Source organism: Candidatus Glassbacteria bacterium (genome assembly GCA_019456185.1).
Lineage (GTDB): Bacteria > Gemmatimonadota > Glassbacteria > GWA2-58-10 > GWA2-58-10 > JAJRTS01.
Map to the genome: position 1 here is coordinate 1 of VRUH01000157.1, position 1,198 is coordinate 1,198.

Annotated in this window: 2 protein-coding genes; both read left to right on the forward strand. The window is 60.5% G+C overall.

Translation table 11 applies throughout. From position 1 onward, the window contains the following. The coding region (locus tag FVQ81_18595) for a zinc-binding dehydrogenase (GenBank protein MBW7998540.1) at nucleotides 1-657 on the forward strand (657 nt) is incomplete at its 5' end. A gap of 45 nt (nucleotides 658-702) precedes the next feature. Further along, nucleotides 703-963: a hypothetical protein gene (locus FVQ81_18600; protein ID MBW7998541.1), complete on the forward strand. Its 261-nt coding sequence runs from the start codon at nucleotides 703-705 to the stop codon at nucleotides 961-963. The last annotated feature ends 235 nt before the right edge of the window (nucleotides 964-1,198 follow it).

Consider the following 1,198-nt stretch of genomic DNA (forward strand, 5'->3'; position numbering starts at 1 on the left):
TCCATGTCCGATGCCGAAGCCGCGGCATTCCTCAACGTCTACCAGACCTCCTACGTGGGATTGGTCCATAACGGGCGCATGCAACCCGGGGACATCGTCCTGGTGCACGGGGGGGCCGGAGGCGTGGGGCTGGCCGCGATTCAGATCGCCAAGGCCAAGGGGTGCACCGTCATCGCCACCGCCTCCAGCGAGGAAAAGCTGGCCGCCTGCAGGGAGCAGGGCGCCGACCACGTGGTGAACTACGCGGTTGAGGATTTCGTCCAGGCCGTGCAGGAGTACACCGCCGGGCACGGGGCCGACATCATCTACGATCCGGTGGGCGGGGACGTGTTCGACCAAAGCCGGCGCTGCATCGCCTTCGGCGGGCGGCTGGTGGTGGTGGGATTCGCCAGCGGGCGTATCCCCGAAATCGCCGCCAACCGCATACTGCTGCGCAATTTCTCGCTTACGGGGTTCACCCTGCACGGGTACAAGGCGCACCGTCCCCAGGTATTGGCGGATTCCCATGCGGACCTGATCCAGCTTCATGCCGCGGGACAGGTCAAGCCGGTCATCTCCCACACCCTGCCCATGTCACGCCTGGTGGAGGGAATCGAATTGCTGGAGACCCGGCGCAGCATCGGCAAGGTGGTGATGGTGCCCGGCAGCTTGGCCTGAGCCAAGCCCTTTTTTCCACCCACGGACAGGAGAAACTCCTCCCCGATGAGCGATTCACTCTTGCACCATTTCCAGACCCTGGCCCGGTACAACGAGGAGGCCAACCGCATCCTTTACGATGCCTGCGCCCGGTTGGACGATTCCGCGCGGAAGGAAGAGCGTCCCGCCTTCTTCTCCAGCATCCATGGCGCCCTCAACCACATCCTGGTGGGAGACCGCATCTGGATGGCCCGCTTCGAGGGCGGAGAGGCCCTGCAAAAGGGGAAACAGGGTATATGGAAGGTCGCCAGAGAGATGGGGATTTGAGTGAGTTTGTTGCAGCGTGTGAAAATGGAGATTACGGCCTAATTGACACAAGAAGGGGAAAGGATACATCTCAACTCATGTGCCGCCCTTTTCGACCACCCTTTACAATAGGTTCCAGACCAGGGAAAAATGATATCCTATGGGCAGAAAAGAGGAGTCAATGATACAAAACGAAAGCCCGAAACTGGCTGAGGCGAGGGGGAAACTCAGCCATTTTGTAAACCTTGCTCCTCAA

Coding starts and splice junctions, on each gene's coding strand:
- FVQ81_18600 (MBW7998541.1), top strand. CDS start 703: ATGAGCGATTCACTCTTGCACCATTTCCAGACCCTGGCCCGGTACAAC.